The sequence below is a fragment of the Actinokineospora xionganensis genome (assembly GCF_014323725.1).
Lineage (GTDB): Bacteria > Actinomycetota > Actinomycetes > Mycobacteriales > Pseudonocardiaceae > Actinokineospora > Actinokineospora xionganensis.
Genome location: NZ_JABVED010000003.1, coordinates 505,021 through 531,364, shown reverse-complemented (window position 1 = coordinate 531,364; position 26,344 = coordinate 505,021). Strand labels below are relative to the sequence as shown.

The following is a 26,344-nucleotide window of genomic DNA, read 5'->3' as shown; positions in this document are numbered from 1 at the left end:
GATCCGCGAGAACAACAAGATCTGCACCAACGACAACAACGACCCCACCAGTGCGAACTCCCACAGCGGGATCACGCTGGAGGCGTACTTCGCCCCGCCGATCAGCCGCACCCCAAGCTCCCCGAACAGCGCGGAACCGCCCACCACGATCACGTTGAGGACAGCGCATAGCCCCAGTGCCAGCGGGATCACCCGCCGCCTGCCCTCGTCGCTGGCCAACCTGGGCAGCACGACAATCGCGATGGCGTACGGCAGCCAGTAGGCGATCTTCGTGAGCACCGCTCCCACCGCATACGCCCCGGCCAGGTCCTCGGGCAACGTGTGCCGAGCCAGCACCAGATCGAGATTCACCAGCAGCACCAACGCGAGCAGCGCCTGCGCCGCGTGCAGCACGTCGCGCACGTGCGCGATGTCAAGCCCGGTGGGCCGGGGCTTCCCACAGATCAGCCAGCCGACGAACGCCACGACCACCGCGCCCGCGGCCGCCCCCGCCAGCGCGCCAGTGGGTGTCCGCGTGATCATCAGGCCCAGCAGCGTGCCGCCGATGCGGCCCGCGCCTTCGGTCACCACCAGCCGCGACATCGTGCCGAACCGTTGCGCGCCTTGGAGAGTGCCGTACCAGAGGCCGTTGAGCGTGATGGGTCCCAGTGCGAGTGCGAGGAACAGCATCGCGCCGGGGCCGTCGAGGTGCAGCAGCCAGACGAACAGCGGCGTGCTCAGCAGGGCGACGACCGTTATCGACACGCTGGTGCCGAACCCCAGAGCCGTCAGCGGACCCGGCGGCCGGGGCGATGCGTCACCGGCCACCCGCAACGCCACCACGGTCTGCAGGCCCAGCGCGGGGACCGCGCCGATCACCAGGACCGCGAGCAGCGACCCGAGTTCGCCGAACGCCGCGGGAACGAGCAGCCGCGCCGCCACGAGGGTGAGCAGATAGCTCGCGACGTTGTTGACCCCGAGCGCGCCCGCGACCAGCACGGCGTCGAATCTGCCGCGTCCGAGTGCGGGCGTAGCCTCATTCGAACCGCTGACCGTCAAGGGCGCGCCCTTCTGGTTACCTGCCGGTAATTTAGGAGACTCTAGCGGCCAACTAGCTCGGAGAACAGGCGTGACCGATCCAGGTCTGAACAGCCCAACGTGGCTGCGCCGGTCGGCCCTGCCCGCGCTCAGCGCGCTGTTGTCGCTGGTCATCGTGGGTCCGCTGCTCGGCGGCGGGTTCGTCCTGAACTACGACATGGTCTTCAGCCCCACCCAGCCGCTCGTTCCCGACAGCCTCGGTCTCGGCTCCGCCCCTGCCCGTTCGGTACCCGCTGACGCGGTGATCGCGGGGCTCACCCACGTGCTGCCCGGCGACCTCGTCCAGAAGCTGATCCTGTTCCTCGCGTTCTTCCTCGGCCCGCTCGGCGCGGGCAGGCTGGTGCCGACGGAGTCCACCGGCGTCCGCCTTGTCGCCGCGGTCGGCTACGGCTGGACCGCCTACCTCGCCGAGCGCCTGTTCATGGGCCACTGGCCGTATCTGCTCGCCTACGCCTGCCTGCCATGGATCGCCGCGGCCGGGCTCGCGCTGCGCCGCGGGGAGCCGAAGGCGTGGGTCCGGCTGGTCGTCTGGTCCGCGCCCGCCGTGTTGACCCCGTCCGGCGGACTTCTCGCCGCGGGAACGGCTTTCGCCGCGACCGGGTGGCGCCGCGCCCTGCCGACGCTCGCCGTTGTCACCGTCATGAACGCGCCATGGTGGGTGCCGTCGGTCCTGCGCCCCGGGGTGTCCTCTCCGGACGCTGTGGCGCTGTTCGACGCGCGGGCGGAGAACTGGGGCGGCGCGGTCACCAGCGTGCTGGGGCTCGGCGGGTACTGGAACAGCGAAGTGGTCCCCGCGAGCCGGGAGCTGCCGCTGGTCCCGATCCTCACCATCGCCGTGACGGTGGTGGCGCTGCTCGGTTTCCGAGAGTTGGCCCGCCGCTGGGAACCGGCCGCCGCGATTCTGGGTCTCGGAGCGCTCGGCGTGTTCCTCGCGGTGTTGGGCACGATCCCGGTCGGCGCGGAGATCCTGCGCTGGGCGGTGAGCGAGATCCCGGGCGCCGGACTCCTGCGCGACGCCCAGAAGTGGGTCGCGTGGTGGGCGCTCCCGCTGGCCCTGGGGTTCGCGGTCGCCACCGAACAGGCCGCGCGCCACTTGCCGCGTGGCCGTCTCGCCGTGTTCGCCGCGGCGGCGCTGCTGCCCGTGGTCTCCATGCCGGACCTCGCGTTCGCCGGTCTCGGCCGACTCGAGACGGTCCACTATCCCCAGGACTGGGCCGACGTCCGCGGGATTCTCCTGGCCGACGACCAGCCGGGCGACGTGCTGACGCTGCCGCTGTCGACGTTCCGGCGATTCGCCTGGAACGGCGACCGGACGCAACTCGACCCCGCACCAAGGATTCTGCCGAAGACGACGGTCATCGACGACACCGTCCACGTCGGCGGTCGCCCGGTGGCCGGTGAGGACACACGACTCCCGCCGATCCGCGAAACCCTTGCCGCGCACGGTGACTTGGGCGCGGTCGGCATCGGCTGGGTCCTCGTCGAACACGGCACACCGGGAGTGGTCGACCCGGAAGTCCTTGCGCCACTGGCGGAGCGGTACGGCGGAGAGTGGTTGACCCTGTACCGCGTGCCCGGTCCGATGGACACCGCTACTGCAGTTGGCCCAACCCGGTTTCCCGTGCTGCTGGCCGACTTCAGCGCGTTGCTGATCGTGACTGTGAGCTGGTTGTGGCTGGCGTTACCGACCGGTAGATTGAGCGGACTGACCCGGCGCGAGGAGTAATCAGGTGGGCAAGATCGTTGCAGCACTGGTGGCGGTACTGGTCGGTCTCGGCCTGGCCACCGGCGTCACGTTCGGGGTCACCAGCGCCGCGAGCCCCGACAGCGAGAGCAAGCTGGACCTGCGCGAGCGGCCGAAGGGCAACGGGGACAACGGCGTCGTCAACTACGGCACCCCCTGACCGGTGGGCGCGGCCAGGTCGGGCTTCGGTGATCCGACGGTCAGCTGGAGCATCCTGCTGCACGCCGACCTGGCTTCCCAGCCCGATCCGGCGTCGGTGCGGCGCGGCCTCGACGAGGTGTGCGCCCGGTTCCCCCACCTCGGCCCGACACCGGACGTCGCCGAGGCGGAGTCGCTCGATGACCTGCGTCACCAGTTCGCCGAAACCCTTTACCTGCCAGACGATCCACTGGTCAGGGCCGCGGTCGGCCCACAAGAGCTGCTCATCGCGGCCCACCATGGCGCGTGCGACGGGCTCGGCCTGCTCGCCCTGCTCGGGGCGGCCCTCGACATCCCGGTGGCCTCGGGCGCGGTGGGTGTCGCCGACCGTCCCGCGGAGGAGTCATTTCTTCGCTCAGCGGCCCGCCGCGTCACCGAGGCGCTGCTCCACCCGCCCGCGCGGGTCGAGCCGAGCGGGCGCGGGCAGCGACCAGGCGAACTGCTGCTGACCCGCCACGAACCACGAATCCGGGCTGGGACAAGCAAAATCACCGCGGCCGCGGCCCGCGCCGTGACGGCGTGGAACGAGCGCCACGACGCGGGCACGGCCCGGCTCGTCGCCGCGGTCGGTGTCTCCCGGCGCGGTGGCGATGACATCGCGCCACGGGACGAAAGCGCTTTCCTGCGCCTGCCACTGGAATCCACCGACCGGGAACAGATCGGCCGGGCGTTGGCCGAACAGGCTCCGGAGCCGCGGTTTCCCGATTCCCCTGGACTGCTCACCACGCTGGGCACCCGACTGCTGGGCAACCGGCTCGGTTCGAGCTTCCTGGTGTCCAACCTCGGTCCGGTGTCCACTTCGGACCTTGTGCGCAGGCTGGCCTTCCGCCCCGCGGCGAGTGGCCGCTCGGCGGTCGCGTTCGGCGCGGTCACCGTGGCGGACACGACGACGATCACCATGCGCGCCCGCGCCCGCGATTTCGACACCGAGGCCGCGGGCACCCTTTTGGCCGACCTGGTGAACGAGTTGCGCGGCGACTGACAGCTTTCTCGAACCGATTCGGGTTACTTCTGAGTATTTCCCGGTATCATCGAGGCTATTGTCGGTCCGCACCGAAGGACGTCGTTATCGATGACGAACACCCTCCCGTTCTCCGCGACGCTGGACCGGTCCGTGCGACTGTTCAAAGCATTCCGAAATGAACAGACCGACCGTGACACGTTCTATCAGACGCTCGCCGAGGATTCCGCCCGCCAGGTGAACTCCTATGCCGATCTCGACGGCCGGATCATCCTCGACGTGGGCGGCGGGCCGGGCTACTTCTCCGACGCCTTCCGTGCCGCGGGCGCCCACTACCTGGGTCTCGATCCCGATGTCGGCGAACTTTCCGCACGTGGACAGCATGGTGAGAACATGATCCGGGCCAGCGGCACCGAGTTGCCGGTGCGCACCGGGTCGGTCGACATCTGCTATTCGTCCAACGTGCTTGAACACGTTCCGACGCCGCACGTGATGCTCGACGAGATGGTCCGGGTGACCAAGCCCGGCGGAACGGTCTTCATGTCGTTCACCCCGTGGTATTCGCCGTGGGGTGGCCACGAGACCTCGCCTTGGCATTTCCTCGGCGGCCATTACGCGCGCCGTCGATTCGCCGAGAAGAATGGCGAAGAACCCAAGAACAAGTTTGGCGAGAGCCTGTTCGCATTCTCCATCGGCGCGGCGATCAAGTGGGCGAAGAACTGTGAGGAGGCGACGCTCGTCCGGGCGTTCCCCCGCTACCACCCGTCGTGGGCGACGTGGATCGTGCGTGTCCCCGGCCTGCGTGAGGTCGCGTCCTGGAACCTCGTGCTCGTGCTGCGAAAGAACGGGGACGCCTGAGCGGCGTCCCCGTCCGTCCTAATCAGACTCCCGCGCCGACGCCCTGCCGACGGGTCGGCGGGTTGCCGAGTCCGCGAGCGGGTTGCGTGCTGCCGCCGAGCAGCAGCATCGCCAGCGCGACCAGGGTGAGCACGGCACCCGAGATCCACAGGATGGTGGGCAGCGTGGTGATCGCGAAGAGCTTGGAGAGGTTCTTCTCCGCCTCCGCCGCGTTCTTGCTGACCGTCTCGTCGTTGAGCTGCAGCGTCCCGTTGAACACGTAGGTGCCTTCGCCCGCCTGCTGATCCGGCGTGCGCAGTTCCTGCTTGCCGTCCTGCCTGCCGGAGATGATCGCGCCGGTCGTCGGCTCGACCCACAGCGTGCGACTGGCTTCGTAGTACAGGTCCGCCTTCACCGTCGGTTCGCCGTCGCGGCCGATCAGGCTGCCGGGGACCGCGCGTTCGGAGATCTTCGTGGGCGGCACGCTCAGGGCGAACCGGTACACCTCAAGGCCCTTGATCTGTTCGACGCCTTCGAACCTCGCGTCGACCGCCTTCTTCACCTCGGTGTCGTACCACTTGTACGTGCGCTGTTCGGTGCCGAACGGGAACTTGAAGTTCAGCCCCGGCTGCTGCAGGTCGCCTCGGCCGGCCCGGACGCGCTGGTCGAGTTCGTCCTCGTAGTACTGGCCTTCGCACGGCACCACGGCTTCACCGGTGTGCCGGTCCAGGCAGAGCCTGCGCAGGCCCGCGGTGACCGTCAGCCTGCTCGCGTCGTCCTTGACGATGGACGACTCGACCCAGGCGGTGACGTCGCTTTCGCGGGAGACCTCCGGCTGGCTGAGGTCGCCGGTGACCTTCGTGATCGAGGTAAGGCTCAGGTTCTCGCGGATCTCGGGCGTCACCGACGAGCCGTTGGGCACGTAGACGAGCGCGGTGATGCCACTTCCCTGCGCGACGGATTTGGCGTCGATGTTGTGCGGAACCTTGGCCAGTCTGGGGTAGGCGTAGAGCTTCAGCAACAGGCCGGTGGCAACCGCGAACACCCCCAGACCGAGCAGGACGAAGGTGATTACGCGACGCAAAGGGTCCTCCTGTACTCCTGACCGCGAAACGGTCGACAACTATTTCTTACTCGGCGGTAATACCTGCGGAATGTACGTCGTGGAAGCCGGTCCGCGACACTGCTGAATGGCCGATCCGGCCAATCCGTTACGTTCCTGGCCTCATGTCGCACCTTCCCGAGGATTTCGCAGAGATCCGCCCAGCAGTCGCTCCGCGTCGGCCGCCGCCCGGACCGTGACACCGGCCCGACCAGCGCGTTCGAGCTCGGCGAGCAGGTCGCCGCCGTGGCATTGCTCAACCAGTTCCCACTGGCTGATTCCCGCCGTACCGGACCGCGTTCCGACCGATGTCGGCTGATGCGGCTCGGCGTCGGCGGGGAATTCCGCGATGATCGCCTCGGGCATTCCCGGCTGCCATTCGCCCACCTTCAGACCGGCCCGCAAAGCGGCCACGAGAGCGGTGAATCGCTCCCCGGTCGCGGCCCAGTCGAATCGGGTCGCCCAGTCCTGGCAGGCCTTGGCGACCGCCTCGGCGCGCGCCGGGTCGGCGAGATCGGTGAGTACCCGGTCGATGGCTTCGGCGAGGTCCGCGCCGCCCGGGATGAGCCAACCGGTGTCGCCGTGGCGCACCGAGTCGCGCAGCCCGTCGACGTCGCGACAGAGGGTGGGCACGCCGTGCGCCGCGGCCTCGACGACCGCGAGTCCCCAGCCCTCGCCGTCGGACAGGGTGACGTTGAGCCAGGACCGGCCCAGCAGAGCCGATTTCGTGCCGCTGTCGACATACCCGTGCACTTCGACGGCGCCGTCGAGCCGGGCGGCGAGCGCTCGCAGCGCCGGTTCTTCCGGCCCGCCGCCGACGATGTGCAGCCGCAGCGTCGGCCAGCGGTCGGCGAGCGCCTCCACTGTCCTGATGAGACGGTCGACCCGCTTGTGCGTCACCAGCCTGCCCAGACACACCAGCGTCGGTTCGGGTGCGCGCTCGACCCGGGACTTCGGCGCCTGGTCCATGCCGTTGGGCACCACGTACACCGGGCCGGTCCAGCCGAGCCGGGCGCGCATCGCGTGCACCGTCGACGGTGAGACCGCGACCGTCACCGCGCCGCGGTAGACCCGGCGCGCGGCCGGACCTTCCAGCCATCGCCCGACCGCGGCCAGCCAAGGCGGGAAGTGCACGGCGAACTGCGCGTCGTGGACGTGGTGCATCAGCAGGACGACCCGGGTGCGCCGGGCGAGGACGAGCGGACTGAAGAAGGGGATGCCGTTCTGGCAGTCGACCACGACGTCGACACGCCTTCGGTTGCGCAGCAACCACAGCAGCGCCCAGAGGTACACCGTCCACTGCCCGCCGCGGCGCACGGTGGTGAGCGTGTCGGAGCGTTCGCCGGCACTCTGCCCCTCGTCGCGGGCGGTCAGGAAGGTGACCGACGCGCCTGCCCGGGCCATTGCCTCGGCGACCCGCACGGCGTACTCCTCGGCACCGCCCGCGAGGCCGTGCCCGCGGTCACGCCAGTTGACGACCACGACCCGCGCACCGCGCAAAGGCTTGAGCGCGTCAGTCACCTACGCGACCTCCGCGATCGCCGCGTCGGCGGTGATCGCCCGACGCGCGGGGACGTGTGTCTCGCGGTCGAGCAGTTCCCGGATCTCGCGCAGGGCGGCGAAACTTCGGTAGCCGTCGCGCATCGGGCTGAACGTCGAGCCGGGGACGTCGGTCCAGCGGACCGGCAGTTCGGCGATCACCGCGCCCGAGCGCCGGGCGCGGGCGAGCAACTCGACGTCGAAGGCGAAACCGGTGGTGCGCAGTGGATGGAAGATCCGCTCGGCGGTGTCCCGGTCGAAGAACTTGAAGCCACACTGGGTGTCGCCCACGTTCGGCACCAGCGAGCCGACCGCGCGGCGGAACGCCCACGCGCCCACCTGGCGAACCATGCTGTGCCGCGCGCGGACGTCCGACATCGGGTGCGCCCGCGACCCGACCACGACGTTCACGCCCTGATGGAGGCAGTCCAGCGTCGGCGTCAGGGCATCCATGTTGGTGGCCAGGTCGGCGTCGCAGAAGCCGACGAAGGTGCTGTCGGTCCCGAGGACGCCCGCGCGGACCGCGGCGCCCTTGCCGCGCTCGGCGCAGTCGATGACCCGGATCGGCACGGGACCGGCGCGGTGGGCGCGCACGATCTCGGCGCTGCGGTCCGTGCTTCCGTTGTCGACGACCACGATCTCGGTGCGCCGGGAGTACCCGCGAAGCGCGTAGGCGAGGCCGACCAGGGTGGCGGGGAGCCGCCGTTCCTCGTTCAGAACCGGCACGACGACTGACAACAGTGTCCTCATCGGGCATCCCTCGAGATGGCCGTGGAGCGCCTGGGGGAACCTGGAACGGCTCGCAAAGGTCCTCCTAGAGTGAGACCGGGGTCACATCCGCCGCGAAGTTACCCAACGGTAGTGCCGCACCCGTCCGGTCAATTTCGTGACGGGGGTCACAGTAGGAGTCGAAGGTTGTTTTAGGTCAGCATGGTTCGGCCATTCAGTCCAATTCGGCTCGGCCGAATGGTCTGCATCTACAAACAAGACTGTTGCACGGAACAAGACGGCACAACGGGATTCATCGCGAATCGTTGACCCGGTAATCGGGTCGCTCGGCCGAGTGTGGGCACAGCGCGAATTCGCCGGATCGCGCAAAGTGATTTCCGACGAATGGTCTGGACCGTTCAGGCGTCAGCCGCTGCGCCAAGTGTCGGATCGAGCCGCGCGGTCTCCACAGCGGCGTAAAGCTCAGCGATGCTGCGCGGATCCGCGAGGTCTCGCTTGGTGAGTTCCTGAATCCGGCGAATGCGGTAGCGCACGGTATTCGGATGGACGAAAAGCCGCGCCGCGGTGGATTTCGCGGAGCCGCCCTCGGCGTACCAGGCGTGCAGGGTCTTCAGGAGCACGTCCTGCTCCGCCTTGGGCAGCTCCAACACTCCCGAGAGGACCTCGCGGGCCAGTTCCCTGGCCAGTTCCCGGCTGCCCGCGACCAGCGTGGTGAGCGGCTGGTCGCCGAAGCCGACGACACCGGTCTCGCCCGCGGCCAGGCAGCGCCGGGCGATCCGCGCGCGGCGCAGCGCCGCCGGGATCCGCCGCAGCCCGGACACGGGTGGACTCATGCCGATGCCGTGGCCTGAGCTGTCGAGCGCCTCGCGCAGGGCTCGCAGGTCGGTGGCCCGCTCGACGGCGACGACGCCGATCTCGGCTTCGGGCAGGCTGCGCCAGACCATCCGCCAGCGCCGGGGATCAACCAGGGCGGCGGACCGCTCGGCGCCGGGCGTGCGGTCGCTGAACACGACCACGAACGTCCCCGCCTGCGGCAGGTTCAGCGCCTTCGCCGCGTCGTCGAACTCGGCCTGCTTGGTCAGCCTGCCGTCGAGCAGCCCGTCGATGAGCGCCAGCCGGGCCTTCTCGTCGTAGCGCGCCGAGTGCGCCTCGAACTCGCTGTACGCCGCGGCGATGACCGCCGAGTAGCTGTCGATGATGCGCCACACGGTGGTGCTGACCGGCAGGAGCTGCTCGGGGGTGAGGACGCCGGGCGGAATGGCCCGTTCCATGAGCGTCTCGTAGGTGAAGGTGCCCGCGATCCGGAAGGCACGCAGCACCGCCGAGAGCGGGATACCCTGTCTGGCCTGCGCGAGCCCGGTCTTACGGACGGCTTCGACGGAGGCGTCCTTACCCTCGATGAACGCGGTGAAGGCGTTGCGCAGGTTGACCTCGCACACCTTGCGCAGTTCGTCGGGCGCGCTGACGTTGACCCGGCGGTAGAACTCCTCTTTCTCACTGAGGAGGGCGGCCAGTTCGGAGGCAAGCTCCGGCAGCCTCGCCATCAGCTGTCGCGCCAAGTCGAGCAGCTCGGGAGGCAGCTGCGACGTCAACGCCGGGGCTCCCACGGGCACGACTGTAGCCTTCGCACGGCGTTATGAATACCGAACAAAGTTCAGATTACCCACGGGTACCAATTCGTGACCGCGGGCGTCACCGGGTTAAACGACACCGATCGGGACTGGTTACGCGATGATCTTCGCAGGTCAAAGGGCTACGCCAAGGGCGGCCAGCAGCGTGCGGAACTTGGCGTCGGTTTCGGCCAGTTCGGCCGCGGGTACCGAGTCCGGCATGATCCCCGCACCGGCGAAGAGCCGCATCCGAGCGGCCTCGACCTCCGCGCAGCGGATGGCCACGACCCACTCGCCATCGCCCGACGCGTCGCACCAGCCGACCACTCCGCTGTAGAAACCGCGGTCGAACGGCTCGTGTTCGGCGATGACGGCGCGCGCTGCGGCGGTCGGCGTTCCGCAAACCGCGGGCGTCGGGTGCAGGGCCGCGGCGAGCCGCAGCGCCGACACGTCCGGGTCGATGAGCTCACCGGTGATCCGCGTCGACAGGTGCCACACACTCGGCGTCTTGACCAGCGCCGGCGCGGCGGGGACGGTCAGCCGCCTGCAGAACGGCCGCAGCACCTCGACCACGGCCTCCACGACCACGCGGTGCTCACCTTGGTCTTTGGCCGAGGCCAGCAGCGCGGCCGCGACCTTCTCGTCGGCCGCCGGATCGACACCACGGGGAACCGACCCGGCCAGAGGGTTGGACACAACCTGGTCGCCGGTGCGGCGGAGCAGCAGTTCGGGGCTCGCGCCTATGAGAGCGCGGCCACCTGGGGCAGGACCTAGGTCGGCGGCGTAGGTGAAGCCGATGGGGTTGGCCGCGACGAGGCCGGGAAGCAGTGAGCCGATGTCGACGGCATCGTCGAAGTCGAGCTCGATGGCCCGGGCCAGGACCACTTTGCGCAGGCCAGAGTCGCTACGCAGCCTGCGGACGACCTGCTCGACCGCGTGCGCGTAGGCAGCGGGTTCGGGAATCGGGGTGACCCGGGGCGCGTGCTTCCACGCCGCGGTCGGCCCCGTGCGAGCGTGTCCGCCACGGCGGACCTCCGCCGGGATGACAAGTCTGGGCTGGGCGTCCCCGTCGAACGGGAGGACACCGACAGCGACCGGCGCGGCTGTGTCGAGCAGCAGCTTTCCCACCCGGGCCACCAGTTCGTCGGGGTCCGGTTCGGCGACGACGGCCTGGCATCCGGTGGCGAGCAAGGTGGCCGATGGCCCGGCGAGCAGGAAATCACCCGGCCGGTAGTCCTCGACCAGCGCTTGCGGTCTGTCGGCTGTCACAGGTCCATCATGCCCAGCCGGTGGCCCGCCCGCGGTATGGCCTTGCCCACCGCCACCGCCGGCGGACGGCGTCGCCGCCGCCCACCAGCGGTGATGGGCAGATCAGTTGAGCGCGTCGATCAGCGCTGCGCGCTGCCGGTCGCCCAGGCCCGCCGCGCGGCGGTCCGGGTCGATGCCGGACTGCTCCAGCAGGGCGGCGACCTTCACCGCACCCAGACCGGGCACGGCCTTGAGCAGCGCCGCGACCTTGGTCTTGCCGATGGTCTTGTCGTCCTTGGCCTTGCCGAGCACAGACGCGATGGTCCGCTCACCGGACTTGATCGACGCCAGCAGCTCGGAGCGCGCCTTGCGGGCTTCGGCTGCCTTGGCGAGCGCGTCAGCGCGCTGCTCGGGAGTCAACGTGGGCAGAGCCAACGTGGTAGTCCTTCCTTCTTCACCCGCCGCGGTAGCGGAGGGTCAGACAAGTTGTCTGGCGTACACCTTTGGCTACCGAGGGTCACTGAGGGCGGAATCAGATCCCACCCTCCACTAAGGATGCGACCCCGGTCGCCGGATGCCTTTCACCAGTAAACGACACCTCGTTGGGCAACATACCCCCGACACGCAGAAACCTCCTGCTGGGAGCACCCCGACCGGGTGTCACGACACAGCGTGACAGCATGATCAACATGGCAATGGTCTGAATATCGGTGATGTCGCTGAGGCGCGCGGCGCACTATCGTTGCTCATTACTTGCCAGTAGTCGGGGTCCGATTCCGCGTTCGACGGCCACGCCGTCTCCACCCCAGGGAGCTTGTCGACGATGTTGAGCACCATGCAGGACGCCCAGCTGTCCATCGCCACGCTGTTGCGTCACGGCGCCACCGTGCACGCCCGCAGCGAGGTCGTGACCTGGACCGGCACGGAGGGCCGCACGACCACGTTCGCCGAGGTCGGAGCCCAGTCCGCCCGCCTGGCCAATGCGCTGCGCGGCCTCGGTGTCACCGGCGACCAGCGGGTCGCGACATTCATGTGGAACAACGCGGAGCACCTCACCGCGTACCTCGCGGTGCCCGCCATGGGCGCGGTCCTGCACACCCTCAACGTCCGGCTTTTCCCCGAGCAGCTGACCTACATCGCCAATCACGCCGAGGACCACGTCGTCATCGTCGACGCGACCATCGCGCCGCTGCTGGCGAAGGTCCTGCCGACGTTCGAGACGGTCAAGCACGTGATCGTGGCGAACGGCGACGCCGCCGGGCTCACCGCGCCCGAGGGGGTGCAGGTCCACTCGTACGACGAGCTCCTCGCCGCGCAGTCCGACAAGTTCGACTGGCCCGAGATCGACGAACGCTCCGCGGCCGCGATGTGTTACACCTCGGGCACCACGGGCAACCCCAAGGGCGTCGTCTACTCGCACCGTTCGATCTGGCTGCACTCGATGCAGGTGTGCGCGGCCGACGGCATGGGCCTGTCCTCCGGCGACCGGTCGCTGGTCATCGTCCCGCAGTTCCACGCCATGTCCTGGGGCATGCCGTACGCGGCGTTCATGTGCGGCGCCTCGCTGATCATGCCGGACCGATTCCTGCAGCCCGAGCCGCTGGCCAAGCTCATCGAGGCCACCAAGCCGACCCACTCCGCCGCCGTGCCCACGATCTGGCAGGGCGTGCTCGCCTACCTCGACCAGCACCCGGCCGACCTCAGCTCGCTGCGCGAGGTCATCGTCGGCGGCGCGGCCTGCCCGCCGTCGATGATGCACACCTTCGCCGAGAAGTACGGCGTCCACATCGTGCACGCCTGGGGAATGACCGAGACCTCGCCGCTGGGCACCCTGTGCCGCCCGCCCGCCGGACTGTCCGAGTCGGAGACCTGGGCGTACCGCTACACCCAGGGGAGGCTGCCCGCGGGCGTCAGCGCCCGACTCATCGACGACAACGGCGACGAGCTGCCGTGGGACGGCGAGAGCGTCGGTGAGCTCGAAGTCGCCGGACCGTGGATCACCGGGTCGTACTACCGGCTCGAAGAGGACGGCGAAGGCGCCGAGAAGTTCGACGACGGCTGGCTGCGCACCGGTGACGTCGGCACGCTGACGCCGGACGGCTTCCTGACCCTGACCGACCGCTCCAAGGACATCATCAAGTCCGGCGGCGAGTGGATCTCCTCGGTCGAGTTGGAGAACCACGTGATGGGCCACCCGGCGATCGCCGAGGCCGCGGTCATCGGCGTGCCCGACGAGAAGTGGGACGAGCGCCCGCTGGTGGCCGTCGTGCTGCGCGAAGGCGCCACCGCCGAGCCCGCCGAGCTGCGCGAGTTCCTCTCCGACAAGGTCGCCAAGTGGCAGCTGCCGGAGAACTGGACGTTCGTCTCCGAGGTGCCGAAGACGAGCGTCGGCAAGTTCGACAAGAAGGTCCTGCGTGCCCAGCACGCCGAGGGCAAGCTCGACGTCCGCCACCTGGACTGACTCGACTGGCCGGGCAGGGTGGCGATCTGGCGCGTGTAGTCAACCCACTATGTAGGGTTTGCGCAGATCCAGGAGGTGACCCGCCCTGCCCGCCACGTCTCCGCGAGACCGCAAGCTCAACGCGACCTCGTACGTTGTGCTGGGGATGCTGTCGCACGGCCCCGCCACGAGCTACGACCTCAAACAGCGGGTCGGCTACACGATCGGCAACTTCTGGGCGTTCGCCCATTCCCAGCTCTACGACGAGCCCGCGCGCCTGGCCGAGGACGGCCTGGTCACCGCGTCCGTCGAGGAGGGCGGCAGGCGCAAGCGGACCTACTCGATCACCCCGCGGGGCCGCGAGGCGCTGGCGAAGTGGCTGGCCTCGCCGACCCCGGAGCAGACCGAGGTGCGCGATCTGGGGCTGCTCAAGCTGTTCTTCGCGTCCTTCGGCGACGAGGGCAACCTGTTGGCGCTGGCCCGGGCCCGGCACGCCTCGCACAAGGCCCGGGCGGACGGCTACCTCGAACAGCACGAGCAGATCGTCAACCACGCCGACCGGTGGCAGGTGAAGTCCCTCGAACTGGGCATCCGGTTCGAGCGGGTCGTCGAGGAGTTCTGGTCGGACTTCATCGCCGAACTGGAAGCCGAAGAGCAGAAGTAACCCGTGTTCTCCGACGCCGACTACCCCGCGCTGCCCTACCCCGGCGGCTGCCCCACGTTCTCCTTCGTGCACGTCGATGGCCACGGTTGGCCGCTGCGCGCCGACCCGGCGGGCTGGCGGGTCGGGGATGTGGAACTCGACGCCTGGCTCGCCGAGCGCGGCGCGCCGGTCCAGGCCGAGCGGGTGCCGGTGCTGGCCTACGGGTCGAACGCGTGCCCGTCGAAGCTGACGTGGCTGCGGGCCGAGTTGGAGATGCCCGGCCCGATGGTCGTCCTGCGGGCGCGGTGCGAGGGGCTGGCGGCGGTGTGGGCGACGGGTCCACGGGTGGTCGACACCTCCCGGCCCGCGGTGCTCGCGGCGCTGCCTGGGACCGAGTCGCACGCGGTGCTGTTGGCGACTCCGGCGCAGGTCAGGGCCATCGACGGGGGCGAGGGCCGCGGTGAGCGCCACCACTTGGCGCGGGTGCTTTCCGGCCGGGTCACACTGGAGAACGGCGCCGTCCTCGACCGGTTCCTCGCCTACGTCGGCGCGACCGCGGCCCGGCGCCCCCTGCTGGTCGACGGCGCCATGGTCCGGTGCTCCTCCCCGGCGTCGCCGGGTGTCGCCGCCACCACGGACGGTCTGACCGTGGACGTGGTGACCGGCGACCCGGACCCGCGGGACTACCCGGGCTCGCTGTTCGTCTACGGCACCCTGCAACCTGGCGCGTCGGCGTGGGACGTGCTCGCTCCATGCGTCGTCGGCCCGCCGAGGCGCGCGCGGGTGCGCGGGGCGCTGTTCGACACCGGCCAGGGCTACCCGGCGCTGCGGCTCGGCGACGGCCCCGGCGTGTCCGGCTGGGTGACGGATCTGGCCTCGGCGGAGTCACTGGCCGTGATCGACGAGTACGAGGGGTCGCAGTACCGGCGGGTCCGCGCGGTCCTGGACGACGGTTCGCTGTGCTGGACCTATGAGTGGATCGCCCCGGAGGACGGGTTGATCGCACTCGCCGAGCCATGGCCATCGCACCCCCCGATGGGGTGATCCACGCGGACACCACCAGCCGGGGACAAGGGTCGCTTTGATCTACGAAAGGTCACCTGTTTCCCGCCGGATCGGGCAAGAACCACACGAACAGGGCGCACTCACCCTTCTTTCGGTCCAACTCTCGACCAGGCGCGGGTGAGGCGGTTTTCCCGCTCGCGGTTGCGGACGGGGCCCAGTGGAGTGACCGTGTCCGCATGAGACCGCAGGACCTGATCGGCCACGATGTGTACGACCCACAAGGCCGCAAGATCGGCCGGGTCGGGACGGTGTACCTCGACGGCTCCACCCATGAACCCGGTTGGGTGACGGTGAAGACCGGCCTGTTCGGCCCGAAGGAGAGTTTCGTTCCACTGACCGGCGCGCACCCAGGCGACCAGGGCCTGCAGGTGGACGTCGGACTGGACAAGGTGAAAAACGCCCCGCAGGCCGCGGGCACGCTGTCCGCGGCCGACGCCACGGCGCTCTATCGCTACTACGGACTGCCTGAAGCCCCACCACCGATCCCGGTGCAGCGCACCCCCAAGCCCTCGGATATCCCACCACGCCGCCAGCCGGCGTCCTGATCCCGGTGGGCGGCGGCGAGTCCCACCGCCGCCCATCTGGCCTTCTTCAGTCGGTCGGGCGCTTCCTGCTCAGCCTCAGCCCGAGCCAGACCGTTCCCAGCATGAAGACCACGCCCCCGCCGATCAGCGACAGCGGCAGCCCCGTCGCCTGCGTGGCGACAGTCGGCGTGCCCGCCAACCCGGCGTCGGCGAACGCGGTGACCGCGGGCAGCGGACCCTCGCGGGTGGCGACCACCACGCTCTTGATCGCGGTCAGCGGGATCGCACCGCGGCCCGGTCCCGCGAGTCGCGTGAGTTCCCGCGCGAGTCGCCCACCACGGAAACCGTGCCTGCCGGTCGGACTCATCGACGCCGCGGCCACTCGCACGTAGGCGCCGCCGGCGGCGACCACCACCATCGGTGCGACAAGGATCGCGGCGCCGACGAGCATCACAGCGGCGGAAGGCAGCCAGCGCCAGGTGATCTCCATATTTCTCCCCAGGAATCGCGTGGCGAACTTCAACTCGCCAACGCCTCGTCCCCGGTCAACCGCACGGGCAGCCGCCGGATCCGAACCACCCGCCGCAACTGCGCCGCGACGGCGGCGTACTCGTCCACCCGACCGGTGCTCTCGCGGTAGACCAACGCGATCCGCCTGCGCGGCGCGGGCGGCGCGAACCTGGTCACCGCCAGGCCCGCCCGCTTCACCTCCACCGCCACGGCCGTCTCCGGCAGCACGGTCACTCCCATCCCGGCTGACACCAGCTGCGTCAGCGTCGTCAGGCTCGCCGCGCGGGTCGCGCTCGAAGCGTTGACGCCCTTGCAGATGTCCAGGGTCTGATCACGCAGGCAGTGGCCTTCCTCCAGTAGCAGGACGTCCAGTTCCGGCAGCCGGTCCGCGGCTAAACTCTCCATTGTGGACAGTGCATGGCCGCGCGGCGCCACGAGAACGAAGTCCTCCTCGAAGATCGGGTCTACGACCAGCCCCCGCGTATCAACCGGCACCGCCAGGATCGCCGCGTCGACACGTCCGGCGCCCAGGCCGTCGAGCAGGGCCGCCGTCCGTTCCTCTTGGACCTCCACAGTCATGGCCGGGAATGCCTGCGCCAGGCCGCGTAGGACCGTGGGCAGCAGATAAGGGGCCACGGTGGGGATCACGCCGAGCCGGATGGTGCCGCGGAACGGCTTGCGGGTTTCGTCCGCCTCGGCCACCAGTGCCTCCAGCGCGTCGAGCACCGTCCGCGCGCGCGGCAGCAGACGTTCACCCGCTCGTGTGAGCATGACCTTGCGTGTGGTGCGTTCCACAAGCTTGGAACCGAGCGCTTCCTCACAACCGGACAGCTTGGCCGACAGCGTCGGCTGACTCACTCCCAGCTCGGCCGCGGCCTGGGTGAAGTGCAGAAACTCCGCGACCGCGACGAACGCGCGCAGCTGGCTCAGGGTCGGTCCCCCGGTATTGATCCCCATGGCCGATGAGTTTATGTAGGACTCCTGATTTCTCGGATCAATGGGCGGCCGAGAAGATGGAGCCCTCCACAAACGATCTTTAGGAGCACCCTTGCTTACCGTGGGCGACCAGTTCCCGGAGTACTCCCTGACCGCGTGCGTCGACCTCGACGCCGAAAAGGCCTTCGAGACGATCGATCACAAGTCCCACCAGGGCAAGTGGCGCGTCGTCTTCTTCTGGCCCAAGGACTTCACCTTCGTCTGCCCGACCGAGATCGCCGCGTTCGGCCGCCTCGAGGCCGACTTCGCCGACCGCGACGCGCAGGTGCTCGGCGTGTCCGTCGACTCGGAGTTCGTCCACCACGCGTGGCGCAAGTCCCACGAGGACCTTCGCGACCTGCCGTTCCCGATGCTGTCCGACATCAAGCGCGAGCTGTCGGCCGAGGCGGGCGTGCTGGGCAAGGACGGCGTGTCGCAGCGGGCGACGTTCATCGTGGACCCGGACAACGAGATCCAGTTCGTGATGGTCACCGCCGGTTCCGTCGGCCGCAACGTCGAAGAGGTCCTGCGGGTGCTCGACGCGCTGCAGACCGACGAGCTGTGCCCGTGCAACTGGAACAAGGGCGCCGACACCCTTGACGCCACCAAGCTCCTCGCGGGCGTCTGACATGTCGCTCGACGCGCTGAAGAACGCCCTGCCCGACTACGCCAAGGACACCAAGCTCAACCTGGGCTCGGTCATCGGCACCTCGACGCTGCCCAAGCAGCAGGTCTGGGGCGCGGCGCTCGCGTGTGCCGTCACCTCGCGCAGCGCCGAGGTGCTGCGCGAGATCGACGCGGCGGCCCGTGAGCACCTGACCGACGAGGCCCGCGGCGCGGCGCTCTCGGCGGCGTCGATCATGGCGATGAACAACGTGTACTACCGGGGCAAGCACCTGATCGGCGACCCCGAGTACGCGAACCTGCCCGCGCGGCTGCGCATGCAGGTCATCGCGAAGCCGGGCGTGGACAAGGTCGACTTCGAGCTGTGGTGCCTGGCCGTCTCGGCCATCACCGGCTGCGGCGTCTGTCTGGAGGCGCACGAGAAGACCCTGCGGTCGAGCGGTGTCTCCCGGGAGACCGTGCACGAGGCCCTGCGGATCGCGTCCGTGATCCACGCGGCCGCGGTGACCCTCGACGCCGAGTCCATCCTGTCCGTCTCGGTCTGACCCGCGAGTCCCCACTTCCCGACAACGAGTTCTCACTTGGGGTGAGAACTCGTTGTCGTGGGGTGGGGACTCGCGTGTTCAGAGGGTGGCTAGGTCGATCGCTTCGGCCATGGCGCGGTAGCCTGCGTCGTTGACGTGGATCTTGTCGCCGCCGTCGAACTCGTCGCGGATCTCGTCGGGGTCGGCCGGGTCGGCGACGGCGCGGTCGAAGTCGGCCACGGCGTCGTACTCGCCGCTGGTGCGGATCCACTCGTTGAGCGCGTCGCGGATGGCTTCGCCCTCTTCGGAGTACACGCCCTCGTACGGGTTTCCCTTGTACGGCAGCACGGTTCCGCCGATGATCCGCAGGCCGCGCGCGTGGGCCAGCCGGATCAGCTCGCGGTGCGACTCGATGAGCCGCTGCGCGGTCAGGTCCGGAACGCCGGGACCGCACGGGTGCCACTCGGTCTGGGTGAGGGCGATGATGTCGTTGATCCCCTCGGAGACGATCACGGTCCGCACACCCGCCACGTCCAGCACGTCACGTTGGAAGCGCGCGACCGCCTTGTCCCCGAAGCAAAGGGAGTCGTCGAGCATCCGGTTGCCCGCCAGACCCGCGTTGCGCACACCCATCGGCTTGCCCGCCGCCACCAGTCGCTCGGCCAGTTCGTCGGGGTAGCGGTTGTCGGCGCCCAGGGTCGAGAAGGACCCGTCGGTGAGGGAGTCGCCGAAGGCCACCACGGCCCTGCGTGCGCGGTTCCCGAAGTCGACCACGTCGACGGCGGTCAGGTAGTAGTTCGACGGCGTGGTCTCGGTGAAAGCCTTGCCGTCACGGGCGAACCGGTGGTCCCCCACCGCGCGGTAGGCGGTCTCGGAGGCCCAGGCGTGGAATGTCGCGGGGCCCGTCGGCTGGGCGAAGTACAGCGACACCGAGAGCCGCTCCAGGGAGGAGGTCCGCACCCACACGGGGTCGCTGAACAGCTCACGCCCCGCCGGGATCGTGACGGATCGGGAGCCGCCGAAGGTGACGGGTCGCGCGGTCCCCGGCCGAACCGAGGCGCCCTCGGCGGCCTTGGCCACCGCGGCGCCGCTGACCCGCAGCGGGGTCGATCCGTACACATTGGACAGTTTGACGCGCAGGGCGTCGCCCCCGGTGCTGACCCGAACGGTCTGGCGCACCGTGTGGTTGTCGAAGCCCGCCTCGGACCAGTTCGGTTCGAAGGTGAACTCGTTGGGCAGTTCCGCGGACATCGACCACGAGCCCACCCAGGCGGGCCCGTGGTGCTGCTCAGTGGCGGCGGCCGGGGTCGGCGACAGCAGCAGGACCGCCGCCACCGCCGCGGTGAGAACCCGCGTCACTCGGAAAGACGTCATGGTCCCACCATCGAACCTCGGCCCGTGGCGCGGCGACTCCTCCGTTGCCCGGCCTGCCAACTGGTGATGGCGAGAACTGCCTGTGGATGGATTTCGCCACGACCGCCGGAAATTTGCCAGGATCACCCCATGAGCACAGAACACGAAGACCCACTGGACCGGATCACCCTCAGCCCCCGCCGGTTCGCCGCTGTGCTGTCGGTGGCCGCACTCCTGCTGGGCCTGGTCCTGGCGCTCGTACCGGTCCGGGTGGCGAACGCCGACCCGGCGCGGCCGCGGGTCACCTGCGGCAACACCTTCGGCGGGGCGGAGACCCGATCGATCGTCAACGGTCTGGGTGAGGACTCCCGGCCGATGACGGTGGCCTACATCGATTTATGCGAGCGCGCGATCAGTGAGCGGACCAACGTCTCGTGGGTTCTGCTCTTCGGCGGGTTGATCTCCGGGGTCGGGCTGGGGGTGGTGCGGCGCCGCGCCTAGGTCGGTTTGGCCGCCGGTGCGCTGCTCGGCGAACTCGCGCACCTTCGCCGGGTCGACCTTGATGACGTTCCGGGGCGTGCCTGCCCCCAACCGCCCTAGATGAGCTTGCCCGGGTTGAGCACGCCCTCCGGGTCCAACTCGCGCTTCACCGCTCCCAGCACGTCGACGCCCAACGCGCCGATTTCGCGGGGAAGGTAGGGCGCGTGGTCCACACCCGTGGCGTGGTGGTGGGAGATGGTGCCGAGGGAGTCGGTGGAGATCGCCTCGCAGGCGGCCTGCTTGGCCTTAGCCCACTGGCCGACCGGGTCGGTCAGGTCGCGCGGGACGAGGGTGGTGAAGTAGAGCGACGCGCCTGTCTCGTAGGTGTGTGAGATGTGGCAGGCGACTACCGGCTGGTGTCCTCCGGCGGTCAAGGTGGTGGTCAGGGCTTCGCGGACGGTGTCGCGCAGCGCGTCGAGTTTCGACCAGTAGGTGGCGGTTTCCAGGGTCTCGACGCACACTCCGGCATCCATCAGGGCGTCGCGTTGGCGGGGGCCGGCGAAGCGGCCATGGCGCCAGGCCGCGCCCGCGGCCTGTCCCAGCGAGACGGTCTTGTGCTTGCTCAGCGTTCGCAGAGTGGCCTTGCGGGCGGCGGTCAGGTCGGCCTTGGTGCGGCCTTCCCAGCCGATGATGAGCAGGCAGGGGTCGGTGATGCCCCGCGCCCTGAGGTAGGCGCGGACGGCGTTCATCTTCCAGCCGCCCTTGAGGGCGAAGCCGACCTCGGTCTCGGTGGGGTCCGACAGCCGGGTGACGGTGCCCCGCGTGCCGTTCTGGGCCAGGGCGCGGACGGCGTCGGCGCCCGCTGACCAGCCGTCCAGGACGAAGCCCTCGTAGCGGTCGGAAGCCGGGATTGGGCGCACCCGGACGGTCACCTCGGTGATCACACCGAAGGCGCCTTCGCTGCCGACGATGAGCTGTTTGAGGTCCGGCCCGGCGGCGGACGCGGGTGACACGCCGACCTGCCACTCGCCGCGCGGGGTGGCGAGGCGGACGCCTTCGACCATGTCCTCGAAGCGGCCGTAGCCCGCCGAGGCCTGGCCGGACGACCGGGTCGCGGCGAAGCCGCCGATGGTGGCGCGCTCGAATGACTGGGGGAAGTGGCCGAGGGTGAACCCGTGCTCGGCCAGGAGCCGCTCGGCTTCCGGCGCCACGACGCCCGCCTGCAGCACCGCGAGCCGGGACACCGGGTCGACCGAGACGAGCTTGTCGAGACGCATCAGGTCGAGCACGACCACCGACGTCTTGTCGCCGCGCAGCGCCTGCACGCCGCCGACGACGGACGTGCCGCCGCCGAACGGGACCACGCCGACGCCGTGCGCCGCGCACACCTCGATGACCCGCTGCACCTGCGCGGGATCGGCGGGCACCACGACCGCGTCGGGCGCGGTGACCTCGCCGCCGCCGCGATGGCGCAGCAGGTCGAGGTAGGACAGCCCGCCCGTCCGCCCGAGCCGGGCTTCGCGGTCGAGCAGGACGTGCTCGTCGCCGACCACCGCGGTCAAGGCGGCGCGGGCGGAGTCGGGCAGCGCCGAGTCGGCGACCGCGAGCGCGGAGTCCGGCGCCGCGGGCGTGTCCCGGGCGACAAAACCGGTGCGCGCGGCCAGCCACTTGGCCGCGTGCTCGGGCAGCTCGGCGTCGCCGCCGCCGGACGGCGTCCAGCTTCCCCGGACGAGGTGGTCAAGGTGGTCCACAGGCAGGTTCACAAGCTAGAGTGTGACACATGACGGCAAAACGTCACACAACTTCCCCCGCACGGGTGGATGACGACACCCTCCTCGACGCCGCGCGCGCCTGCGTCCTGAACCAGGGCGTCGGCCGGACCACCCTGACCGATGTCGCACGTCGGGCGGAAGTCAGCCGGATGACGCTCTACCGCCGGTTCCCCGACGTCCGGACCCTGATCACCAACCTGATGACCAGGGAATTCGCCCTCGTCCTGGACCAGGCGCAGCATGGCGTCGCCGACCTGCCGACCGCCCGCGAGCGGCTGGTCGCGGGCGCGGTGGCGGGCATCCGCGCGCTCGTCGCCGATCCGCTGATGCGCACGATCCTCGACCGCGACGGCGACCTCGTGCTGCCCTACGTCGTCGAACGCCTCGGCTCGACCCAGCGGCTCGCCGAGTACTTCCTGCTCGCGCAACTCGTCGCGGGCCACGAGGACGGCTCGGTCCGCCGCGCCGACCCGGCCGCCCAGGCCCGCGCGACCCTGCTGCTCCTGCAGTCGTTCGCCCTGTCGCACGCCCCCGCGACCACCGACGTCGATTCCGATCTGCTGTTCGGCGAACTCACCCACATACTCGACACAAGTCTGCGACCGGAGCGGCCATGACCCAGCGCAACACCGCCCTCAACGCCCAGCGGCGAGCGAACGACCTCGAGGCGCTCGACGCGGGCGAGGTCGTCGACGTGCTCGTCGTCGGCGGCGGGGTCACCGGGGCGGGCGTGGCGCTCGACGCCGCCTCCCGCGGCTTGTCGGTCGCCCTCGTCGAGGCACAGGACCTCGCCTTCGGCACGTCGCGCTGGTCGAGCAAGCTCGTCCACGGCGGCCTGCGCTACCTTGCGAAAGGCGATGTCGGCCTCGCTCACGAGAGCGCGGTCGAACGCGGCATCCTCATGACCCGCACCGCACCACACCTCACCCGCGGGCTGCCGCAGCTGGTCCCCCTGCTGCCCGAGGTGTCCACTCGCGACGCCGGACTCATCTTCGCCGGCCTGAGCGCGGGCGACATCCTGCGCCGGGTCGCGCGCACACCGTCGAGCCTGCTTCCCCGCCCGCACAAGGTGTCCGGCCCGGAGGCGCTGGCACTGGCACCCGGCCTGCGCCGCGCGGGCCTGCGCGGCGGCCTGCTGTCCTTCGACGGTCAACTCGTCGACGACGCCCGCCTGGTCGTCGCCCTGGCCCGCACAGCGGCGGGCTTCGGCGCCCGCATCATCACCCGAGCCCGAGTGCTTTCGCTGACCGGAAGCGGCGCCGAGATCGTCGACGAACTCACCGGCCACTCCGTCGACATCCAAGCCCGCAGCGTGATCAACGCGGCGGGCGTCTGGGCGGGCACCCTGGTCGACTCGGTCCGCCTGCGCCCGTCCCGCGGCTCCCACCTGGTCCTCGACGGCGCCCGCATGGGCATCTCGAACACCGCGCTGACCGTCCCCGTGCCCGGTCACTTCGGTCGCTACGCCCTGGTCCTGCCGCAGGCCGACGGCCGCGTCTACCTCGGCCTGACCGACGAGCCGGTCGACGGCGACATCCCCGACGTGCCGACCGTGCCCGAGTCCGATGTGGACTTCCTGCTCGACGTCGCCTCCAGCGTCCTGGAACGCCCGTTGACCCGCGACGACATCCTGGGCCGCTTCGCCGGCCTGCGCCCCCTGATCGACATTCCCGGCACCAGCAAGCGAAGCGCCGACCTCTCCCGCCACCACGCCGTCGTGCGGGCGCCCAACGGCGTGGTCACCGTCGTCGGCGGCAAACTCACCACCTACCGCAAGATGGCCGCCGAGGCGGTCGACGCCCTGGACCTCCCCGCGGGTCCCTCGACGACCAAGTCACTCCCCCTGGTCGGCGCCGCTTCCCGGGTCGAGTTGTCCACTGTGGACGCTCCGGCTCGGCTCCGGTTCCGCTACGGCACCGAGGCCGCCACCATCCACGCCATGGGCGAACTCGACCCGACCCTCGCCGAGCCGGTCGCACCGGGAATCCCGTTGACGGCGGCGGAAGTCGTGTGGGCGGTCCGCCAGGAGGGCGCGCTGGACGCCGCGGACGTCCTGCACCGCCGCACCCGCATCGGTTTGGTCCCAGCCGATCTGGAGGTCGCCATGCCCGCGGTGGCCGACCTCGTCGCCCGCACACTGAACGGGCTCACCCAAGAGGTGTGACGACGGCGGCCAAGGACGCCGACGTGCTCGTCATCGCGGTCAAGCCGCAGGGTCCCGCAGGTCGCGTTCGAGGTCACCAGCTGGGAACGGCGCGGACCCAGCCGAGGCACCTCGGCGCTGGTCCGACCCCCGAAACCTCACCATCAAACGACCGAGCCGCGCCGCCGAAGGCGGCGCCATGTCACAGCGGTGCGGACGAAGTGCTGGGAACCGGACTCGCGACGGTCGTGGTCACCGCGGCGTGGCCGACACGGTCGGCGCATCCGAGGAACCCGCGCCGACGGAAGCGGACGAGCAGCCCACGAGCGCGAACCCGCCGAAGGTGACAGTGGCGATGAGCGGTGGGCCGTCGACACCAGGAACACGCCACAGCCCGAACCCGGTTGCCGCCGAGTCGAACCGTGACAAAGGCAGGCGATCCCGCCCCCGAAGCGGGACCGCCCGACGACTACGACCGCGACATCGTCGGCGGCCCAAACGAGTCGAGCGCCTCCACCAGCGATCCCCACTGGGCCAGGAAGTACATGACTCCGGCGAGCATGTTGTCCACCGGCGCCCAGATGTTCGGGTGCCCCGGCAGCTGGTGCTGCTGGAACACCGGGTCGGTGATCTGCGTCAGCCCCTTGGGCGGGAATCCGTCGGCCGCGTTGGGGTCCTGCAGGTCCATCGCGTGCGGGTTGCCGCCCGAGGCGCGGTCGACGATGCGGGCGATCTGCTCCGCGTCGATCTTCGACGGCTCGACCCCGTGGTTGATAAGGATCTCCACGGCGTCGCCGATCCAGCGGGCGCGGTCGACTCGCGACGCCGGGGCGCCCTGGTCCGGCGGCGGGCCGCTGGGATCGAAGCTCGACACCGGGGAAGGCGAACCCGGCGCACCGGTGGTCGGATAGCCCGGCCCGCTCCCGCCCGCACCGGTCGGCGGCTGGTAGCGGCTGGGCGCCGGCTGCGCGGTGTGCGTGTAGTTCGGCTGCGTCGTCGACGCGCCCGGCCGGTACTGGTCGTAGCTGTAGTCCCGGTGCGTGGTCTGGGTGTAGTTCCCGGCTGGCGCGGTCGCCTGGCTGTACTGACGGTTCGCCGCCGCGTCGACGCCGGTGGTGTCGATCGCCGCGGGCTGGGTGGTGTTGGCGCCCTGGGTGCGGTTGGCGCGGCCGCCGATGGTCTCCAGCAGCTGCTTGACCGCCTTGGCCAGGTTCACGATCTTCTGCACCGTCTGCATGATCTTCTGCAGCGACGAGATGAACTTCTGGATCTTGCCGATGATCTTCTGCGCCGTCTGCACGGCCTCGGCCACCGACCGCACGATGCCCTGGGCGATGCTGGCCCCGAAGCTCAGCCAGGCCGCGGCCAACGCCTCGATGATGATCATGATGACTTTCTGGACGCACTTGTTGATGAAGTCCAGAACCGTCTTGCGCACCTCGGCGAGCAGTTGGCCCGCGCCCTGAATGGCCTGCCCGATGCCCTGGCTGACCTGTGCCAGCGCGTCGAGCCCTTGCGCCTGGGTGGCGCTGGCACTGCGATAGGAATCGCTTGCCGTGCCGTGCCAGTTGCACGTCTCGGTCCGCGCGGCCTCCCGGTAGCGCTCGGCGACCGCGGTGATCTCCGTGCCCGCCTTCATCCAGCCCTGCGCGCTGCCCGTGATCGAGTTGACGTCGCCGAGCAGGGCGTCGAACGGCTCGCGCAGGAACGAGATGTGCTCGATGATCCAGCCGAACCCTGCGCCCGCCGCCGCACCCAGCGGGTCGCCCGCGATGCTGATGACGTCCATCGCCACGTTGCTGATCGCCATGCCCGCGTCGAGCCAGTCACCGCGCTCGATGGCGTCCTTGGCGCTGCGGACGTCGTTGGTCAGGTTGGCGGCGCCCTGCTCGGCTGTGGGCGCCGAACTCGTCGTCGTCGTCGCGGTCATGCGCTTGCCTTCCCGCTGAAGGTCGACGCGACGTCGGCGTCGATGCCCGAGTACTGGTCCGCCACGGCCACCAGGCCCTCGCGCACGTCGTCGACCGCGGTCGCGACCTTCGCGATGCCCTGCACGACATCCCCGCACGCGCTGAGGATCGCCGAGGCGAAGAACTGTCCGATGACGCCGTAGGCGCCGTCGGACACCGACTGCGCGGAGCCGGTGGCCGAGCGCACCTGCGACGCGCAGGCCGCGACGGTGCGGGAATGCACCCGCACCTCGGCCACGTTGACGGAGAAACCGTTGCCCATGTGATCCGCCGTTC

Annotated in this window: 26 protein-coding genes; 13 read left to right on the top strand and 13 right to left on the bottom strand. The window is 70.0% G+C overall.

Features of this window, described 5'->3' with window-relative positions:
* Window positions 1–1,038: lipopolysaccharide biosynthesis protein (locus GPZ80_RS08860; RefSeq protein WP_187219742.1), on the bottom strand; the 1,038-nt coding region annotated here is incomplete at its 3' end.
* A gap of 70 nt (window positions 1,039–1,108) precedes the next feature.
* On the opposite strand from GPZ80_RS08860, the gene GPZ80_RS08855 reads away from it, so the two are divergent.
* From GPZ80_RS08855 to GPZ80_RS08840, 4 genes are all read left to right on the top strand, one after another.
* Window positions 1,109–2,803, top strand: a complete 1,695-nt coding sequence (locus GPZ80_RS08855) for an MmpA family trehalose lipid delivery protein (protein WP_312880206.1) — start codon at window positions 1,109–1,111, stop codon at window positions 2,801–2,803.
* A gap of 4 nt (window positions 2,804–2,807) precedes the next feature.
* Window positions 2,808–2,981 carry a DUF2613 family protein gene (locus GPZ80_RS08850; protein WP_187219741.1) on the top strand — a complete coding sequence of 58 codons (174 nt, stop codon included), beginning with the start codon at window positions 2,808–2,810 and terminating at the stop codon, window positions 2,979–2,981.
* Window positions 2,982–2,984: 3 nt separating this feature from the next.
* Window positions 2,985–4,001: a hypothetical protein gene (locus GPZ80_RS08845; RefSeq protein WP_187219740.1), complete on the top strand. Its 1,017-nt coding sequence runs from the start codon at window positions 2,985–2,987 to the stop codon at window positions 3,999–4,001.
* A 132-nt stretch (window positions 4,002–4,133) separates the two neighbouring features.
* A complete protein-coding gene (locus GPZ80_RS08840) occupies window positions 4,134–4,838 on the top strand; it encodes a class I SAM-dependent methyltransferase (RefSeq protein WP_187219814.1) in 705 nt (234 codons plus the stop codon).
* Window positions 4,839–4,860: 22 nt separating this feature from the next.
* On the opposite strand, the gene pgfA is transcribed toward GPZ80_RS08840, so the two are convergent.
* The 6 genes from pgfA to mihF all read right to left on the bottom strand — a co-directional run bounded on the left by pgfA (window position 4,861) and on the right by mihF (window position 11,480).
* Complete coding sequence (gene pgfA, locus GPZ80_RS08835; RefSeq protein WP_187219739.1) at window positions 4,861–5,901, bottom strand: cell envelope lipid trafficking protein PgfA; 1,041 nt, start codon at window positions 5,899–5,901, stop codon at window positions 4,861–4,863.
* Between the two features lie 141 nt (window positions 5,902–6,042).
* Window positions 6,043–7,440 (bottom strand): glycosyltransferase family 4 protein, encoded by a 1,398-nt coding sequence (locus GPZ80_RS08830; RefSeq protein ID WP_187219738.1) that lies wholly within the window; start codon window positions 7,438–7,440, stop codon window positions 6,043–6,045.
* Window positions 7,441–8,208 carry a dolichyl-phosphate beta-glucosyltransferase gene (locus GPZ80_RS08825; RefSeq protein WP_187219737.1) on the bottom strand — a complete coding sequence of 256 codons (768 nt, stop codon included), beginning with the start codon at window positions 8,206–8,208 and terminating at the stop codon, window positions 7,441–7,443. It abuts the gene before it with no gap.
* 377 nt (window positions 8,209–8,585) lie between these two features.
* Window positions 8,586–9,794 carry a PucR family transcriptional regulator gene (locus tag GPZ80_RS08820; protein ID WP_312880205.1) on the bottom strand — a complete coding sequence of 403 codons (1,209 nt, stop codon included), beginning with the start codon at window positions 9,792–9,794 and terminating at the stop codon, window positions 8,586–8,588.
* Window positions 9,795–9,932: 138 nt separating this feature from the next.
* On the bottom strand, window positions 9,933–11,066 hold the full coding sequence (locus GPZ80_RS08815; RefSeq protein WP_312880204.1) for an isochorismate synthase: 1,134 nt from the start codon (window positions 11,064–11,066) through the stop codon (window positions 9,933–9,935).
* Window positions 11,067–11,168: 102 nt separating this feature from the next.
* A complete protein-coding gene (mihF, locus tag GPZ80_RS08810; RefSeq protein WP_091379082.1) occupies window positions 11,169–11,480 on the bottom strand; it encodes an integration host factor, actinobacterial type in 312 nt (103 codons plus the stop codon).
* Between the two features lie 388 nt (window positions 11,481–11,868).
* Here mihF and GPZ80_RS08805 point away from each other — a divergent pair, with 388 nt between their 5' ends.
* From GPZ80_RS08805 to GPZ80_RS08790, 4 genes are all read left to right on the top strand, one after another.
* Window positions 11,869–13,506: a long-chain fatty acid--CoA ligase gene (locus tag GPZ80_RS08805; protein WP_187219736.1), complete on the top strand. Its 1,638-nt coding sequence runs from the start codon at window positions 11,869–11,871 to the stop codon at window positions 13,504–13,506.
* 145 nt (window positions 13,507–13,651) lie between these two features.
* On the top strand, window positions 13,652–14,149 hold the full coding sequence (locus GPZ80_RS08800) for a helix-turn-helix transcriptional regulator (protein ID WP_187219735.1): 498 nt from the start codon (window positions 13,652–13,654) through the stop codon (window positions 14,147–14,149).
* A gap of 3 nt (window positions 14,150–14,152) precedes the next feature.
* On the top strand, window positions 14,153–15,172 hold the full coding sequence (locus tag GPZ80_RS08795; RefSeq protein ID WP_187219734.1) for a gamma-glutamylcyclotransferase family protein: 1,020 nt from the start codon (window positions 14,153–14,155) through the stop codon (window positions 15,170–15,172).
* Between the two features lie 197 nt (window positions 15,173–15,369).
* A complete protein-coding gene (locus GPZ80_RS08790) occupies window positions 15,370–15,738 on the top strand; it encodes a PRC-barrel domain-containing protein (RefSeq protein WP_091379096.1) in 369 nt (122 codons plus the stop codon).
* 46 nt (window positions 15,739–15,784) lie between these two features.
* Here GPZ80_RS08790 and GPZ80_RS08785 read toward each other — a convergent pair whose 3' ends face one another.
* Entirely contained in the window at window positions 15,785–16,207 is a 423-nt protein-coding gene (locus tag GPZ80_RS08785; RefSeq protein ID WP_187219733.1) for a hypothetical protein, read from the bottom strand.
* Between the two features lie 29 nt (window positions 16,208–16,236).
* Entirely contained in the window at window positions 16,237–17,184 is a 948-nt protein-coding gene (locus GPZ80_RS08780) for a hydrogen peroxide-inducible genes activator (protein WP_187219732.1), read from the bottom strand.
* A 100-nt stretch (window positions 17,185–17,284) separates the two neighbouring features.
* Here GPZ80_RS08780 and GPZ80_RS08775 point away from each other — a divergent pair, with 100 nt between their 5' ends.
* Together GPZ80_RS08775 and ahpD are read left to right on the top strand one after the other, a co-directional pair.
* The gene (locus tag GPZ80_RS08775; RefSeq protein WP_312880211.1) at window positions 17,285–17,830 is read left to right on the top strand and encodes a peroxiredoxin; all 546 of its coding nucleotides are present in this window, start codon (window positions 17,285–17,287) and stop codon (window positions 17,828–17,830) included.
* Window position 17,831: 1 nt separating this feature from the next.
* Window positions 17,832–18,371: an alkylhydroperoxidase, AhpD family gene (gene ahpD / locus GPZ80_RS08770; RefSeq protein WP_187219730.1), complete on the top strand. Its 540-nt coding sequence runs from the start codon at window positions 17,832–17,834 to the stop codon at window positions 18,369–18,371.
* 78 nt (window positions 18,372–18,449) lie between these two features.
* Here the strand turns inward: ahpD and GPZ80_RS08765 are convergent, their stop codons facing one another.
* Window positions 18,450–19,724, bottom strand: coding sequence for an SGNH/GDSL hydrolase family protein (locus GPZ80_RS08765; RefSeq protein WP_187219729.1), 1,275 nt, complete (start codon window positions 19,722–19,724; stop codon window positions 18,450–18,452).
* A gap of 129 nt (window positions 19,725–19,853) precedes the next feature.
* On the opposite strand from GPZ80_RS08765, the gene GPZ80_RS08760 reads away from it, so the two are divergent.
* Window positions 19,854–20,204 (top strand): hypothetical protein, encoded by a 351-nt coding sequence (locus GPZ80_RS08760; protein ID WP_187219728.1) that lies wholly within the window; start codon window positions 19,854–19,856, stop codon window positions 20,202–20,204.
* Window positions 20,205–20,299: 95 nt separating this feature from the next.
* Here the strand turns inward: GPZ80_RS08760 and GPZ80_RS08755 are convergent, their stop codons facing one another.
* Window positions 20,300–21,946 (bottom strand): FAD-binding oxidoreductase, encoded by a 1,647-nt coding sequence (locus GPZ80_RS08755; RefSeq protein ID WP_312880203.1) that lies wholly within the window; start codon window positions 21,944–21,946, stop codon window positions 20,300–20,302.
* Window positions 21,947–21,999: 53 nt separating this feature from the next.
* Here GPZ80_RS08755 and GPZ80_RS08750 point away from each other — a divergent pair, with 53 nt between their 5' ends.
* Both GPZ80_RS08750 and GPZ80_RS08745 read left to right on the top strand, forming a co-directional pair.
* Window positions 22,000–22,572: a TetR/AcrR family transcriptional regulator gene (locus GPZ80_RS08750; protein ID WP_312880202.1), complete on the top strand. Its 573-nt coding sequence runs from the start codon at window positions 22,000–22,002 to the stop codon at window positions 22,570–22,572.
* Window positions 22,569–24,119 carry a glycerol-3-phosphate dehydrogenase/oxidase gene (locus tag GPZ80_RS08745; RefSeq protein ID WP_187219726.1) on the top strand — a complete coding sequence of 517 codons (1,551 nt, stop codon included), beginning with the start codon at window positions 22,569–22,571 and terminating at the stop codon, window positions 24,117–24,119. The genes GPZ80_RS08750 and GPZ80_RS08745 overlap by 4 nt, the downstream gene beginning before the upstream one ends.
* 448 nt (window positions 24,120–24,567) lie before the next feature.
* On the opposite strand, the gene GPZ80_RS08740 is transcribed toward GPZ80_RS08745, so the two are convergent.
* Together GPZ80_RS08740 and GPZ80_RS08735 are read right to left on the bottom strand one after the other, a co-directional pair.
* Entirely contained in the window at window positions 24,568–26,028 is a 1,461-nt protein-coding gene (locus GPZ80_RS08740) for a hypothetical protein (RefSeq protein ID WP_187219725.1), read from the bottom strand.
* Entirely contained in the window at window positions 26,025–26,330 is a 306-nt protein-coding gene (locus GPZ80_RS08735) for a type VII secretion target (RefSeq protein ID WP_187219724.1), read from the bottom strand. Before GPZ80_RS08735 ends, GPZ80_RS08740 begins: the two co-directional genes overlap by 4 nt.
* Window positions 26,331–26,344: the final 14 nt, after the last annotated feature.

What these genes read in the sequence shown, in the direction of transcription:
- GPZ80_RS08745 (WP_187219726.1), top strand. Translation starts at nt 22,569, where the DNA reads ATGACCCAGCGCAACACCGCCCTCAACGCCCAGCGGCGAGCGAACGAC.
- GPZ80_RS08790 (WP_091379096.1), top strand. Translation starts at nt 15,370, where the DNA reads ATGAGACCGCAGGACCTGATCGGCCACGATGTGTACGACCCACAAGGC.
- GPZ80_RS08825 (WP_187219737.1), bottom strand. Translation starts at nt 8,208, where the DNA reads ATGAGGACACTGTTGTCAGTCGTCGTGCCGGTTCTGAACGAGGAACGG.
- GPZ80_RS08800 (WP_187219735.1), top strand. Translation starts at nt 13,652, where the DNA reads ATGCTGTCGCACGGCCCCGCCACGAGCTACGACCTCAAACAGCGGGTC.
- ahpD (WP_187219730.1), top strand. Translation starts at nt 17,832, where the DNA reads ATGTCGCTCGACGCGCTGAAGAACGCCCTGCCCGACTACGCCAAGGAC.
- GPZ80_RS08740 (WP_187219725.1), bottom strand. Translation starts at nt 26,028, where the DNA reads ATGACCGCGACGACGACGACGAGTTCGGCGCCCACAGCCGAGCAGGGC.
- GPZ80_RS08735 (WP_187219724.1), bottom strand. Translation starts at nt 26,330, where the DNA reads ATGGGCAACGGTTTCTCCGTCAACGTGGCCGAGGTGCGGGTGCATTCC.
- GPZ80_RS08765 (WP_187219729.1), bottom strand. Translation starts at nt 19,724, where the DNA reads ATGACGTCTTTCCGAGTGACGCGGGTTCTCACCGCGGCGGTGGCGGCG.
- GPZ80_RS08760 (WP_187219728.1), top strand. Translation starts at nt 19,854, where the DNA reads ATGAGCACAGAACACGAAGACCCACTGGACCGGATCACCCTCAGCCCC.
- GPZ80_RS08785 (WP_187219733.1), bottom strand. Translation starts at nt 16,207, where the DNA reads ATGGAGATCACCTGGCGCTGGCTGCCTTCCGCCGCTGTGATGCTCGTC.
- GPZ80_RS08805 (WP_187219736.1), top strand. Translation starts at nt 11,869, where the DNA reads ATGTTGAGCACCATGCAGGACGCCCAGCTGTCCATCGCCACGCTGTTG.
- GPZ80_RS08780 (WP_187219732.1), bottom strand. Translation starts at nt 17,184, where the DNA reads ATGGGGATCAATACCGGGGGACCGACCCTGAGCCAGCTGCGCGCGTTC.